Origin of the sequence: Serratia rubidaea (genome assembly GCF_016026735.1) — a bacterium.
GTDB lineage: Bacteria > Pseudomonadota > Gammaproteobacteria > Enterobacterales > Enterobacteriaceae > Serratia_B > Serratia_B rubidaea.
Window position 1 is genome coordinate 3,608,405 of record NZ_CP065640.1, and the last position, 13,882, is coordinate 3,622,286.

Annotated in this window: 16 protein-coding genes and 1 other annotated feature; of the genes, 15 read left to right on the forward strand and 1 reads right to left on the reverse strand. The window is 57.4% G+C overall.

Annotated elements, in window-relative coordinates:
* Positions 1–73: 73 nt before the first annotated feature.
* The 11 genes from I6G83_RS16885 (at position 74) to I6G83_RS16935 (ending at position 9,898) form a co-directional block, all read left to right on the forward strand.
* Positions 74–253 carry a hypothetical protein gene (locus I6G83_RS16885; protein ID WP_126532951.1) on the forward strand — a complete coding sequence of 60 codons (180 nt, stop codon included), beginning with the start codon at positions 74–76 and terminating at the stop codon, positions 251–253.
* A 147-nt stretch (positions 254–400) separates the two neighbouring features.
* Positions 401–1,966: a right-handed parallel beta-helix repeat-containing protein gene (locus I6G83_RS16890; protein ID WP_082394686.1), complete on the forward strand. Its 1,566-nt coding sequence runs from the start codon at positions 401–403 to the stop codon at positions 1,964–1,966.
* A 301-nt stretch (positions 1,967–2,267) separates the two neighbouring features.
* Positions 2,268–4,196 (forward strand): threonine--tRNA ligase, encoded by a 1,929-nt coding sequence (gene thrS / locus I6G83_RS16895; RefSeq protein WP_015672099.1) that lies wholly within the window; start codon positions 2,268–2,270, stop codon positions 4,194–4,196.
* 3 nt (positions 4,197–4,199) lie between these two features.
* The gene (infC, locus tag I6G83_RS16900) at positions 4,200–4,751 is read left to right on the forward strand and encodes a translation initiation factor IF-3 (RefSeq protein WP_015672100.1); all 552 of its coding nucleotides are present in this window, start codon (positions 4,200–4,202) and stop codon (positions 4,749–4,751) included.
* A gap of 98 nt (positions 4,752–4,849) precedes the next feature.
* Complete coding sequence (gene rpmI / locus I6G83_RS16905; protein ID WP_004931418.1) at positions 4,850–5,047, forward strand: 50S ribosomal protein L35; 198 nt, start codon at positions 4,850–4,852, stop codon at positions 5,045–5,047.
* 43 nt (positions 5,048–5,090) lie between these two features.
* Positions 5,091–5,447, forward strand: a complete 357-nt coding sequence (rplT, locus tag I6G83_RS16910; protein WP_004931417.1) for a 50S ribosomal protein L20 — start codon at positions 5,091–5,093, stop codon at positions 5,445–5,447.
* 113 nt (positions 5,448–5,560) lie between these two features.
* Positions 5,561–5,684, forward strand: a sequence feature (Phe leader region).
* Positions 5,566–5,610 (forward strand): pheST operon leader peptide PheM, encoded by a 45-nt coding sequence (pheM, locus tag I6G83_RS16915; RefSeq protein WP_121626058.1) that lies wholly within the window; start codon positions 5,566–5,568, stop codon positions 5,608–5,610. It overlaps the preceding feature by 45 nt.
* A gap of 140 nt (positions 5,685–5,824) precedes the next feature.
* Complete coding sequence (pheS, locus tag I6G83_RS16920) at positions 5,825–6,808, forward strand: phenylalanine--tRNA ligase subunit alpha (protein WP_054307189.1); 984 nt, start codon at positions 5,825–5,827, stop codon at positions 6,806–6,808.
* 14 nt (positions 6,809–6,822) lie between these two features.
* On the forward strand, positions 6,823–9,210 hold the full coding sequence (pheT, locus tag I6G83_RS16925) for a phenylalanine--tRNA ligase subunit beta (RefSeq protein WP_054307188.1): 2,388 nt from the start codon (positions 6,823–6,825) through the stop codon (positions 9,208–9,210).
* Positions 9,211–9,214: 4 nt separating this feature from the next.
* Positions 9,215–9,511, forward strand: coding sequence for an integration host factor subunit alpha (gene ihfA / locus I6G83_RS16930; RefSeq protein ID WP_054307187.1), 297 nt, complete (start codon positions 9,215–9,217; stop codon positions 9,509–9,511).
* 129 nt (positions 9,512–9,640) lie between these two features.
* The gene (locus tag I6G83_RS16935) at positions 9,641–9,898 is read left to right on the forward strand and encodes a hypothetical protein (RefSeq protein WP_054307186.1); all 258 of its coding nucleotides are present in this window, start codon (positions 9,641–9,643) and stop codon (positions 9,896–9,898) included.
* A gap of 159 nt (positions 9,899–10,057) precedes the next feature.
* On the opposite strand, the gene I6G83_RS16940 is transcribed toward I6G83_RS16935, so the two are convergent.
* Positions 10,058–10,198 carry a hypothetical protein gene (locus tag I6G83_RS16940; protein WP_015672105.1) on the reverse strand — a complete coding sequence of 47 codons (141 nt, stop codon included), beginning with the start codon at positions 10,196–10,198 and terminating at the stop codon, positions 10,058–10,060.
* Positions 10,199–10,430: 232 nt separating this feature from the next.
* Between I6G83_RS16940 and I6G83_RS16945 the strand changes: the two genes are divergently transcribed.
* The 4 genes from I6G83_RS16945 to btuD all read left to right on the forward strand — a co-directional run bounded on the left by I6G83_RS16945 (position 10,431) and on the right by btuD (position 13,442).
* Entirely contained in the window at positions 10,431–10,865 is a 435-nt protein-coding gene (locus I6G83_RS16945) for a DUF2502 domain-containing protein (protein ID WP_054307185.1), read from the forward strand.
* A gap of 181 nt (positions 10,866–11,046) precedes the next feature.
* Positions 11,047–12,048 (forward strand): vitamin B12 ABC transporter permease BtuC, encoded by a 1,002-nt coding sequence (btuC, locus tag I6G83_RS16950; RefSeq protein WP_054307184.1) that lies wholly within the window; start codon positions 11,047–11,049, stop codon positions 12,046–12,048.
* 72 nt (positions 12,049–12,120) lie between these two features.
* Positions 12,121–12,672 carry a glutathione peroxidase gene (locus I6G83_RS16955; RefSeq protein WP_041411785.1) on the forward strand — a complete coding sequence of 184 codons (552 nt, stop codon included), beginning with the start codon at positions 12,121–12,123 and terminating at the stop codon, positions 12,670–12,672.
* Positions 12,673–12,686: 14 nt separating this feature from the next.
* Positions 12,687–13,442 carry a vitamin B12 ABC transporter ATP-binding protein BtuD gene (gene btuD / locus I6G83_RS16960; RefSeq protein ID WP_041412077.1) on the forward strand — a complete coding sequence of 252 codons (756 nt, stop codon included), beginning with the start codon at positions 12,687–12,689 and terminating at the stop codon, positions 13,440–13,442.
* Positions 13,443–13,882: the final 440 nt, after the last annotated feature.

A 13,882-nucleotide genomic window follows, 5' to 3' on the forward strand; every position in this document is an offset into this window, starting at 1 on the left:
CCGGGAAAGCGCCGTGCTTTCCCGGCATCCTGTAGATGGCCGGATTTCCCGCAGCGCAGCGATGAGCCGGGACATGATTGAGATAATTGCAAACGTCATTATCAATATTATCGGCGCGCTGCTGACGTTGATCTGTGAGATTACCGATCTGGTTTTCTCCTGCCTGAAAGGGCCGCTGTGGCGGCGGCTGTTGATTTCCCTGCTGGTTTTCCTGGTGATGCTGGGCGGACTTTGCTGGCGGTGGGGGCGTTAACGGCGCGATAGCGCATGTTGTGTGGCGGTTCAGCAGGCCCGATTGACTCCGCTTTTTCTCCTCTTTCCTCTTAAATGCTCTGGCGCTGCCCGGTTCGTGAGCCGGGCATGAGGTTTATACAGAGCAATATCGACGAGGAGAGTCAATATGGAACATGTTCAGACTGGGAACCAGGAAAGGTATGCCGCCGTGGGCGAGGGCAATTACACCCCGGAAATGTTCGGCGCTGCCGGTGACGGCGCGACCGATGATCGCACGGCAATTCAGGCGGCGATCGATGCGGCGCATCAGTCTTATCTGTCGTACGGAACGCCCTGTTGCGTCACGCTGGGGGCGAGAACGTACATGGTGTCGAAAAATCCGGCTTCAACCGTGATCGCCGGTGAGGTGGCCGCCGGCTTTGGCTGCCTGAATATGCGTTCGGGCGTGACGCTGTGCGGCAACGGGACGATTAAGCTGATGCCCGGTACGGCAGGAAACGTCCCCGGCGCGCTCGTGACCAACTGGAGCGGCGCCTGCACCGATATCAGCATTGAAGGCATCACCCTTGACGGCAATGCCTCCCAGGTCACCGCTGCCAGTATGGTGGCGATCAATATCGTCGATTCCCAACGCGTGCGCATTCATCAGGTTCGGGTGCATAACAATAATGTCGGCCAGGCCGGCGGTATTTATTTACGCCGCAGCGGCAGTTCAACGTCGGCGTATGGCTGTAAAGAGAGCCAGGTTACCGCGTGTTATGTTCAGGATGTCGCCTTTATCGGTATTCAGGCCGAGCGCCCCGACGGGATTATCATCGCGGGGAACTACGTGATGAATACGGGGGATAATGGCATCGATATTGAAGGTAATACGCCGGAGAATGCGTCCGGCACCGCCCGCCAAATGAATATCAGCGGCAATATTTTAAGAAATAACAAGAACGGCATATTTATCGAGTCCTGTTCGGGCGCCGTTATCAACGGCAATGATATTGCCGAGGTGGCGGGGATCGGCATTGTCAGCAACCGGATTCATTCCGGCTCATTCAATAACGTGATTACCAACAACAAAATTGCCGGTACGGCCGGTAAAACGGCCTATGGCCTGAGGGTGATTAACAGCTCTGGCAACTGTCTGATTCAGGGCAACTTTTTCTCCAGCCTGCAGAGCGCTATCAAGCTTAACGGCATGGCGACGCGGGTTTGTATTGGCGAAAATACCCACGCCGCGATTGAACGCTTTATCATTGAGCTGGGGGCGACGGCGGACTATCCGATCGCCGCGCTCAGAAGCCTGGTCGGCCGGCAGTTTATTATGGGCGGGCAGGAAAACGGCTTCCCGGCGCTGATATCGCCGCTGGGCAGCCCGGGCAACTTCCCGAATCGTTTCTCGATCGGCACCTGCGAACGCGGGCATTATTCTGACTTAAACGGCGCGGGAGAAATCAACTTCACGCGCGGCAGCCTGGTGCTGCAGTACCACCCGGACTGGAAAGGCTACGCCTTATATAATTACCGCGGCGACGGCTATACGGAAATTCTGGCCACGGCGGCGCCGGGCGAATATTTGCTGATTAACGGGGAGACATACCTGGTGGAGGCGGGGCATACCGCGACGCAAAGAAGGCTGAAGCGTTGGGATGGCGGGCAGTATGCGGATGGCGACTATCGCAGCTATCTGGACCAGAACTACCAGGGCGAAATCAAGCGGCGTGAGTGGGGGACGCTGTAAGCGACGCGCGTGATTGAACGCTGTCCATGCCCGGAGCCTGCGTCCGGGCATGGTTGCGTTTTTATCCGCGGTCAACAGGCCTGGATGAAAAAGCCGCGGGTAGCCGTCCGCCCGTGCAAGGTGCTACACTGTGCGCCGTTATCGCGTCACACCCTCGGCACATCGCAAATTCTGTGCCGGTGCGTGTATATATTTGGCAGAGTGAAGCTAAATAGCGCCAATAACGCATCGATGTTAAACAAAAATGTTTTTCTATATGTGATCTGTCGTGTGGGTCACCACTGTAGATAAGGAATGATTAATGCCTGTTATTACGCTTCCTGACGGCAGTCAGCGTCATTACGACCACGCCGTATCCCCCCTGGACGTTGCCCGCGATATCGGCCCTGGCCTGGCGAAAGCCTGCATTGCCGGCCGTGTGAACGGCGAACTGGTCGACGCCTGCGATCTGATTGAATCCGATGCGCAACTGGCGATTATCACCGCCAAGGACGAAGAGGGGCTGGAGATTCTGCGCCACTCCTGCGCGCACCTGCTGGGCCATGCCATCAAACAGCTGTGGCCGGACACCAAAATGGCCATCGGCCCGGTGATCGACAACGGTTTCTATTATGACGTTGACCTGGACCATACCCTGACGCAGGAAGACCTGGATCTGCTGGAAAAGCGGATGCATGAGTTGGCTGACAAGGATTATGACGTCATCAAGAAAAAGGTCAGCTGGCAAGAGGCCCGCGACACCTTCGCCGCCCGCGGCGAAAGCTACAAGGTGGCGATTCTGGATGAAAACATCAGCCGCGATGACCATCCGGGCCTGTATCACCACGAAGAATATATCGACATGTGCCGCGGTCCGCACGTGCCGAACATGCGTTTCTGCCACCACTTCAAGCTGCAGAAGACCTCCGGCGCTTACTGGCGCGGCGACAGCAAAAATAAAATGCTGCAGCGCGTATACGGCACCGCCTGGGCGGACAAAAAGCAGCTGAACGCCTACCTGAAGCGTCTGGAAGAAGCGGCCAAGCGCGACCACCGTAAAATCGGCAAGCAGCTCGACCTGTACCACATGCAGGAAGAGGCGCCGGGCATGGTGTTCTGGCATAACGACGGTTGGACGATCTTCCGCGAGCTGGAAGCCTTTGTGCGCGTGAAGCTCAAAGAGTACCAGTATCAGGAAGTGAAAGGTCCGTTTATGATGGACCGCGTGCTGTGGGAAAAAACCGGCCACTGGGATAACTACAAGGACGCGATGTTCACCACCTCTTCGGAGAACCGTGAATACTGCATCAAGCCGATGAACTGCCCGGGCCACGTGCAGATCTTTAACCAGGGCCTGAAGTCCTACCGCGACCTGCCGCTGCGCATGGGCGAGTTCGGCAGCTGCCACCGTAATGAGCCGTCAGGCTCGCTGCACGGCCTGATGCGCGTGCGCGGCTTCACCCAGGACGACGCCCATATCTTCTGTACTGAAGATCAGGTGCGCGCCGAAGTGAACGACTGCATCAAAATGGTCTACGATATGTACGGCACCTTTGGCTTCGAAAAGATTGCGGTGAAATTATCCACCCGTCCGGAGAAACGCATCGGCACCGACGAAATGTGGACCCGAGCGGAAGACGACCTGGCGGCCGCGCTGACTGAGAACGGCATTCCGTTTGAATATCAGCCGGGTGAGGGCGCGTTCTACGGACCAAAAATTGAATTTACTCTGCATGATTGTTTGGATCGTGCATGGCAATGTGGTACCGTGCAGCTCGATTTCTTCTTACCGGGCCGTTTAGGCGCGTCGTACGTTGGCGAAAACAACGAACGCGTGGTGCCGGTAATGATTCACCGCGCTATTCTGGGCTCCATGGAGCGCTTCATCGGTATTCTGACCGAGGAGTACGCCGGGTTCTACCCAACCTGGATCGCCCCTGTGCAGGTGGTGGTGATGAATATCACCGACGGTCAGTCTGATTACGTCCAGCAATTAACCAAAAAACTGCAAGATGCAGGTATTCGTGTTAAAGCGGACTTGAGAAATGAGAAGATTGGCTTTAAAATTCGCGAACATACTTTACGTCGGGTTCCCTATATGCTGGTGTGCGGCGACAAAGAGGTCGAAGCAGGCAAAGTTGCCGTTCGTACCCGCCGTGGCAAAGACCTGGGAAGCCTGGACGTAAGTGAAGTCGTAGACAAGCTGCTGCACGAGATTCGCAGCCGTAGTCTTCATCAACTGGAGGAATAAAGTATTAAAGGCGGAAAACGAGTTCAACCGGCGCGCCCTAATCGCATCAACGGAGAGATTCGCGCCCAAGAGGTTCGCTTGACAGGTTTGGATGGCGAGCAGATTGGTATTGTCAGTCTGAGAGAAGCTCTTGAAAAGGCTGAGGAAGCTGGCGTCGATCTAGTCGAGATCAGTCCTAACGCCGAACCGCCGGTTTGCCGAATCATGGATTACGGCAAATTCCTCTACGAGAAGAGCAAGTCGACGAAAGAGCAGAAGAAGAAACAAAAAGTTATTCAGGTCAAGGAAATCAAATTCCGGCCTGGTACCGATGATGGCGACTATCAGGTCAAACTACGCAACCTGATTCGCTTTCTGGAAGACGGCGATAAAGCCAAAATCACCCTGCGTTTCCGCGGGCGTGAAATGGCGCACCAGCAGATCGGCATGGAAGTGCTTAACCGCGTCCGTAAAGACCTGTGTGAAGATATGGATCTGGCAGTGGTCGAGTCCTTCCCTACGAAGATCGAAGGCCGCCAGATGATCATGGTGCTCGCACCCAAGAAGAAACAGTAAGGCTTCCAAGTAATCGAACCCGCGCAGCGCTTGCGTTGTGTGGGTTTTATTCGCCTCACTGATTCGTTGTTTAACAATGCGAAGTGGATTTAATTAAAATGCCAAAAATTAAAACTGTACGTGGTGCAGCCAAGCGCTTCAAAAAAACCGGCAGCGGTGGTTTTAAGCGTAAACATGCTAACCTGCGTCATATTCTGACCAAAAAAGCAACCAAGCGTAAACGTCACCTGCGTCCGAAAGGCATGGTGTCTAAAAACGATCTGGTCCTGGTTACCGCGTGCCTGCCGTACGCATAAGCCACATTTTTTGATTCAAGAATAAGACTTTAGGAGAGAGCATATGGCTCGCGTAAAACGTGGTGTAATTGCACGCGCACGTCACAAGAAAATCATGAAGCAGGCGAAAGGCTACTACGGTGCCCGTTCGCGCGTATATCGTGTTGCCTTCCAGGCAGTAATCAAAGCAGGTCAGTATGCTTACCGCGACCGTCGTCAGCGTAAGCGTCAGTTCCGTCAGCTGTGGATTGCACGTATCAACGCAGCTGCTCGTCAGAACGGTCTGTCTTACAGCAAATTCATTAACGGCCTGAAAAAAGCCTCTATTGAAATTGACCGTAAGATCCTGGCTGACATCGCAGTATTCGACAAAGTGGCCTTCGGCGCACTGGTTGAAAAAGCGAAAGCAGCTCTGGCGTAAGTCAGTGGAAGAGGGAGCTTGCTCCCTCTTTTAATCTTTGCCCGTCGGGCAGATGTTGACTTTTATTGACCCGCGTTTTATCAATGTGGTCAACCGCAACCAACAAGGTAATGCAAGCATGCACGCTGCTATTTTCCGTTTCTTTTTTTACTTTAGCGCCTGACTTCAGGAGGCTTTGCGCGTAAGAAAAGAAACGGAAAGTAGCGCCTAAGCCTCCCCTGTGGAGGCTTTTTTTGTTTTGGGCGAAAGAAAACGTGATTTTTTGCCCAAAAGGCGGACGAAAAGATAGATAACTACTTATTTATCAAGGTATTATTAAACGGTAATCCCTTAACGACTATTTAGCGGGCCACACCGGCCAGAGGAAGAGGAAAGCAATGCCACATCTCGCAGAGCTGGTTGCCAATGCCAAGGCAGCCGTAGAAGATGCCCAGGATGTTGCCGCGTTAGATTTGGTACGCGTCGAATATTTAGGCAAAAAAGGCCATTTTACCCTGCAGATGCAGTCGCTGCGTGAACTGCCGGCGGAAGAGCGTCCGGCCGCAGGGGCGGTGATCAACCAGGCGAAACAGCAGGTTCAGGAAGCGCTTAACGCACGCAAAAACGCGTTGGAGAGCGCGGCGCTGAACGAGCGTCTGGCGGCGGAGACCATCGACGTCTCCCTGCCGGGCCGTCGCATGGAAAACGGTGGCCTGCACCCGGTCACCCGCACCATTGACCGCATCGAAACCTTCTTCGGCGAGCTGGGCTTTTCCGTGGCGACCGGGCCGGAAATTGAAGATGACTACCACAACTTCGATGCGCTGAATATCCCGGGCCACCACCCGGCGCGCGCCGACCACGATACCTTCTGGTTCGACGCCAAGCGTCTGCTGCGCACCCAAACCTCCGGCGTGCAGATCCGCACCATGAAAAACCAGCAGCCGCCGATCCGCATCATCGCGCCGGGCCGCGTCTATCGTAACGACTACGATCAGACCCACACCCCGATGTTCCACCAGATGGAAGGCCTGATCGTCGATAGAGACATCAGCTTCACCAACCTGAAGGGCACGCTGCACGACTTCCTGAACAACTTCTTTGAAGAAGACCTGCAGGTGCGTTTCCGTCCGTCCTACTTCCCGTTCACCGAGCCTTCCGCCGAAGTCGACGTGATGGGCAAAAACGGCAAATGGCTGGAAGTGCTGGGCTGCGGCATGGTGCACCCGAACGTATTGCGTAACGTGGGCATCGACCCTGAAGTGTATTCCGGCTTCGCCTTCGGCATGGGCATGGAGCGTCTGACGATGTTGCGCTATGGCGTTACCGATCTGCGCGCATTCTTCGAAAACGATCTGCGTTTCCTCAAACAGTTTAAGTAAGGCGGGAATATCACATGAAATTCAGTGAACTCTGGTTGCGCGAGTGGGTAAACCCGGCCATCAGCAGCGAAGCATTATCCGAACAAATCACCATGGCCGGCCTGGAAGTGGACGGCGTGGAAGCGGTTGCCGGCGCGTTTACCGGCGTGGTGGTGGGCGAGGTGGTCGAGTGCGGCCAGCACCCTAACGCCGATAAACTGCGCGTTACCAAGGTTAACGTTGGCGGCGACCGTCTGTTGGACATCGTCTGCGGCGCGCCTAACTGCCGCGCCGGCCTGAAAGTAGCGGTCGCGACCGTGGGTGCCGTGCTGCCGGGCGATTTTAAAATCAAGGCGGCCAAGCTGCGCGGCGAACCGTCCGAAGGCATGCTGTGCTCCTTCTCCGAGCTGGGCGTTTCCGACGATCACGACGGCATTATCGAACTGCCGGCGGATGCGCCGGTCGGCACCGATATCCGTGAATACCTGCAGCTGGACGACAATGCGATCGAAATCAGCGTGACGCCGAACCGCGCCGACTGCCTGGGCATCATCGGCGTGGCGCGCGACGTCGGCGTCCTGAACCAGCTGGCGCTGAACGTGCCGGATATGACGCCGGTTGCCTCCACCATCGACGCGACCCTGCCGATCCGCGTTTCTGCGCCGCAGGCGTGCCCGCGCTATCTGGGCCGCGTGGTAAAAGGCATCAACGTTAAGGCGCCAAGCCCGCTGTGGCTGCGCGAAAAGCTGCGTCGCTGCGGCATTCGCTCCATTGACGCGGTGGTGGACATCACCAACTACGTGCTGATGGAACTGGGCCAGCCGATGCACGCCTTCGATCTGAACCGCATCAGCGGCGGCATCAACGTGCGCATGGCGAGCGAAGGGGAAACCATTACGCTGCTGGACGGCAACGAAGCCAAACTGCAGGCCGATACCCTGGTGATTGCCGACGAGCAAAAAGCGCTGGCGATGGGCGGTATCTTCGGCGGCGAATATTCCGGCGTGAATGAAGAAACGCAGGACGTGCTGCTGGAGTGCGCATTCTTCAGCCCGCTGGCCATTACCGGCCGCGCGCGTCGTCACGGTTTGCATACCGATGCCTCCCACCGCTACGAGCGCGGCGTGGATCCGGCGCTGCAGTACCAGGCGATGGAACGTGCCACCCGTCTGCTGCTGGATATCTGCGGCGGCCAGGCCGGCCCGGTGATCGACGTGACGCACGAAGGCGAACTGCCGCAGCGCGCGACCATCACGCTGCGCCGCGAGAAGCTGGACCGCCTGATTGGCCACGTGGTGCCGAGCGCACAGGTGAGCGATATTCTGCGCCGTCTGGGCTGTGAAGTGACCGAGCAGGGCGACGACTGGCAGGCGGTTGCGCCGAGCTGGCGTTTCGATATGGAAATCGAAGAAGACCTGGTGGAAGAAGTGGCCCGCGTCTACGGCTACAACAATATTCCTGACGTGCCGGTGCGCGCCGACCTGGTGATGACCCGTCACCGCGAGGCCGATCTGACGCTGAAGCGAGTGAAAACCCTGCTGGTCGATCACGGCTTCCAGGAAGCGATCACCTACAGCTTTGTCGATCCTAAAGTTCAGGCGCTGCTGCACCCGAACGAAGAGGCGCTGATCCTGCCAAGCCCGATCTCGGTCGAGATGTCGGCGATGCGTCTGTCGCTGTGGACCGGCCTGCTGTCGGCGGTGGTCTACAACCAGAACCGTCAGCAGACGCGTCTGCGCCTGTTTGAAAGCGGCCTGCGCTTTGTTCCTGATAGTTCAGCAGATCTGGGTATCCGTCAGGATGTCATGCTGGCAGGGGTGATTGCCGGCCATACCCATGATGAACACTGGGATCTGGCAAGAAAGCCGGTGGACTTCTATGATTTAAAAGGGGATCTGGAATCTGTCCTGGAGCTGACCGGTAAATTGTCCGACATTCAGTTCAAGGCGGAGGCCAATCCGGCGTTGCACCCGGGGCAGAGTGCGGCCATTTATTTACACGGCGAGCGCATTGGTTTCATCGGTGTGGTTCACCCGGAACTTGAGCGTAAACTGGATCTTAACGGCCGCACCGTGGTGTTTGAACTGGAGTGGGATAAGGTCGCAAGCCGCGTCGTGCCTCAGGCGTGGGAGATTTCTCGCTTCCCGGCAAACCGTCGTGATATCGCCGTTCTGGTGGCTGAAAACGTGCCGGCAGAAGATATTTTGGCGGAGTGTAAGAAAGTTGGCGCAAATCAGATAGTTGGCGTAAACTTGTTTGATGTGTACCGCGGCAAGGGCGTAGCAGAGGGTTATAAGAGCCTGGCTATCAGTCTGGTATTGCAGGATACCGCCCGTACACTGGAAGAAGAGGAGATCGCCGCTACCGTTGCAAAATGCGTAGAGGCTCTAAAACAGCGATTCCAAGCATCCTTGAGGGATTGAACCTATGGCGCTTACTAAAGCTGAAATGTCTGAACACCTGTTTGAAAAGCTGGGGCTTAGCAAACGGGATGCGAAAGATTTGGTAGAACTGTTTTTTGAAGAAGTCCGTCGGGCTCTGGAAAACGGTGAACAGGTCAAACTGTCCGGTTTCGGCAATTTCGACCTGCGCGACAAGAATCAACGTCCGGGGCGTAACCCAAAAACCGGCGAAGACATCCCAATTACGGCGCGCCGCGTGGTGACCTTCCGTCCGGGGCAGAAGTTAAAAAGCCGGGTGGAAAACGCGAGCCCGAAAAACTGACACGGGTAGTAACACTAAAAAGGCCGCTGATGCGGCCTTTTTCATGTCTTGCATAGCGGCTCTTTTAATTTAACAAGAAGGACGTGTCGGGCCGGTGCTGGTTAGGAGATAGGTGGATTTTTCTTCAAGTTGTTTGTATTGTTAGGAGAAATTCAACAAGTTGCAGAGGAATACATGGATGTAAAATCAATAGCCAAAGGAATGGTTGCGGGGAAAGGGGCTTTGCATCTCATTGAGGCTATTGTTGGCGGAATATTCTCTATTGGCGTGTTTGTCTCATTTTTTTGGTTCGATGACTGGTGGCAACGGGCTTTAAGCGCAGTAATTTTTATGGTGCTGGTCATAGCCACTGTTGGCGTATGCAGTTATGCCAGAGGTGAGCGCTGAGCCGTAAAATCCTTCCGTGGGATGTGCAGATTGGTAGCAAATTAATATCTTAATCCACATGGGGCGATAATATGTATTTCCACGCGGAGCGTTAAAATAAGAGGGTAACGTTAATTAACCTTCATATATAGACCAAAAACGGGGCCGCAGCCCCTGATATTAGCGGTGGCGATAGTCCCCACGCGGGCCGCCGTGGCCTCCGTCGTGCGGTCCACCGCCGCCATGCGGGCCGAAGCAGCAGGCGCTCAGCAGGGTGGTGAGCAGGACGACGCCGGCCAGGGCGACAATACGTTTAGTCATAATCAATTTCCCGGTTGCAAGGTTTAACGAATTATAAATCGCGGCCGGCGGCGGCGTCCGTCAGTAAATCGTTAAGCGCTGTTAGCAGCCATATTTATGTTGACGCTGGCAGCGTAATGTCAGTATGGCGTAAGGATGCCGAAAACAATCTGCAAATAGGAGCCGTTGCGATAGTCGATAAATAACCGGCCTGCTATAACAGCGCCGACTAAAAATAACCCGAGACTATCCCATGAATAAAATGCTGTTGCTGATGTGTTTACTGCTGCCGGTGGCGGCGCAGGCGGACGTGTCTATTGATATCAATGTGCCCGGCGTGTCGCTGCATCTGGGCGATCGGGATGATAGAGGCTACTACTGGGACGGCTATGACTGGCGTCCGCCGCAGTGGTGGCATGCGCATCAGGGGCGCGGCATTGGCGAGCGCAACGAGCGCGGCGATTACTGGGACGGCGGCCGCTGGCGGTCTTCGGCGCCGCATGGGGAAGGACGCCGTGGCGACAATCCGTTCCACGGTGATGCGCATCATGCCGACGGCGAACGCGGCCGGCACGGTGCGCCAGAACGGCAGACGTCGCCACACGAGCGCCGCGATGGTCATGATGGCGGCCGCGGCGCGCAACACGACGCTCGGCCGTATCCGGCGCGAGGCGATGAACAGCGCTGATTGCTTTTCACTCCGGCGGGTAGGCGCGCCCGTCCGTTGAGCGGCAGGGACGCGCCTGCCGCCGCCTTTTCCCCGCCGCCGGGCGACAAAGGCTTTCCCTGACGACGTTAACCCCCTAATATTTAACTACAGATGTTAACGTTCGGCCGACGCCTTCGGCCCACAGGGAATTGCCGCGTTTATGCCGACCAGCCAGACCTTCACGCTTTTACTTAACCACCAACGCCGGCGCGACCGGCGCTACCTGACACTGTTGGCCCTGGGCATGGCGGTGGCGCTGGTGTTCAGCCTGAGCGCCGGCGATCTCTGGCTGTGGCCGAATCAGTGGTTTGGCGATGCCGCCAAGCTATTTGTCTGGCAGCTGCGCCTGCCGCGCGCGCTGGCGGTGATGCTGGTGGGCGCCAGCCTGGCGGTGGCCGGTGCGGTGATGCAGGCGCTGTTTGAAAACCCGCTGGCGGAGCCGGGGCTGCTGGGAGTGGCCAACGGCGCCGGCGTAGCCCTGGTGCTGACGGTCTTACTGAGCCACGGCCTGCTGCCGGTGGCGTGGATGAGCCTCAGCGCGATTGTCGGCGCGCTGGCGATGACCTTTTTACTGCTCGGCTTTGCCCGTCGGCGGCGTCTGACCAATGCGCGTTTGCTGCTGGTGGGGGTGGCGCTGGGCATCGTCTGCAGCGCCGTGATGACCTGGGCGGTCTACTTCAGCTCCAGTCTGGATCTGCGCCAGCTGATGTACTGGATGATGGGCGGCTTTGGCGGCGTCGACTGGCGGCAGAAGTGGCTGATTCTGGCGCTGCTGCCGGCGGTGCTGTGGCTGTGCCGGCAGGGCAAGGCGCTTAACCTGATGACGCTGGGGGAAACCCAGGCGCGTCAGCTGGGTCTGCCGCTGCATCTGTGGCGCAACCTGCTGGTGCTGGCCGTTGGCTGGCTGGTGGGCGTCAGCGTCGCGCTGGCGGGGGTCATCGGCTTTGTTGGCTTGGTGATCCCGCATATGCTGCGGCTGAGCGGCCTGACCGATCAGCGCTATCTGCTGCCGGGCTGCGCGCTGGCCGGCGCCGGCGTGCTGCTGGCCGCCGATGTGCTGGCGCGTATTACGCTGCTGTCGGCGGAGCTGCCGATCGGCGTGGTGACCGCCACCCTCGGCGCGCCGCTGTTTATCTGGCTACTGACCCGGGTGAGGGCGTAAGCTGGGGCTGACATCCGGCCCCGACGCCGGGCTTTTACCCATAACGACTCGCAAACTGACAGGATAACGATGATGACGCAGGCTATTTATGACATTCCGCTGACTACGATCGACAATCGCCAGACCACGCTGCAGGCGTATCAGGGCGATGTGCTGCTGGTGGTCAATGTGGCTTCTGAGTGCGGGCTGACCAAACAGTACGCCGGGCTGGAAACGCTGTACGAAACCTATCGCCAGCAGGGGCTGACGGTGCTGGGCTTCCCGTGCAATCAGTTCCTGGCGCAGGAGCCGGGCAGCAATGAACAGATCCAGGCGTTTTGCCAGACCACCTTCGGCGTGCAGTTCCCGCTGTTTAGCAAGATTGAGGTGAACGGCGCTAACCGTCATCCGCTGTACCAGGCGCTGATTGCCGCGCAGCCCGTTGCGCTGGCGCCGCAGGGCAGCGAGTTTATGGCGCGACGCATCAGTAAGGATCAGGGGCCGAAACAGCCCGGCGATATCCTGTGGAACTTTGAAAAGTTCCTGATTAGCCGCGACGGCCAGGTGATCCAGCGCTTTGCGCCGGATATGACGCCGGAAGATCCGCAGCTGACGGCGGCGGTTGAGCAGGCGTTGGGCCGTTAAGGAAGCGGATGACGATGCTGCAGCTCAGCCAGGTTGGGGTCGCGGGGCGTCTGGCCCCGTTTAACGCGCAGGTCGAGGCGGGGTGGCAGGTGCATCTGATCGGCCCGAACGGCGCCGGCAAGAGCAGCCTGCTGGCGCGCCTGGCGGGGCTGCTGCCGGGAGAAGGCGCGATCGCGCTGGACGGCCGGCCGCTGGACGACTATCAGGCCGCTGAGCTGGCGCGGCGGCGCGCCTATCTGAGCCAGCAACAGCCGCCGGCGGCGCTGATGCCGGTATTTCAGTACCTGGCGTTGCACCAGCCGGCGGGCGCTGCGCCGCAGGCGGTGGAAAACGCGATTTTTTACCTGTGCCAGCAGCTGAAACTGAGCGATAAGCTGTCGCGCATGCTGCAGCAGCTTTCCGGCGGCGAGTGGCAGCGGGTGCGGCTGGCGGCGGCGCTGCTGCAGGTATGGCCCAGCATTAACCCGCACGGCCGGCTGCTGCTGCTGGACGAACCGACCAGTGCGCTCGACGTGGCGCAGAAAGTGGCGTTGGATCGCCTGCTGCATGAGTTCTGCCGCAGCGGGCGCAGCGCGCTGGTGTGCGCGCACGATCTCAACCATACGCTGCAGCAGGCGGATCGCGTCTGGCTGCTGCAGGCCGGGCAGGTGCTGCGGCAGGGCGCCACGCGTGAGGTGATGGAGCCGGCGCTGCTGTCGCAGATTTATGACGTGGAGTTTCATATGCAGGCGGTGGGCGATCGGCGCTGGATTATGACGACCACCGCCTGAGCGTATTATTCCGGTCGGTCATACCGCAGGCTGCAACTGCGCTCAGTCAGCCGAACCATCGATCGGAGTAAGCGCATCGCGATTCCTTCTCTTGCCGTCTCTTCTGTATAAACGAAATATCAACAGACTGGATAAAATAGCCGGCTAATTACCGGCGCCGCGCCGGTTTATATTTGACTTAAATACGCCCATTTCCTTGAAAAACACGCCTCGCGTGCTAGGCTAAATAAGTTCACTTATTTTAAGGGATAATTGTTAATAATTATAACTTATTGTTTTTGGGTGAATTTACACTTTCCCCTTCGGCGAGTCCGCCGTCAAAACTTCCGCAGAAAATGAATTTCATCTTAAGGTTCAGTTAAGCTTGTCGCCGTACATTGACCATGGAACAACCGGAAACGACTTTCTCCGGCGTTTACTATCCGTTAAATAAAAACGCC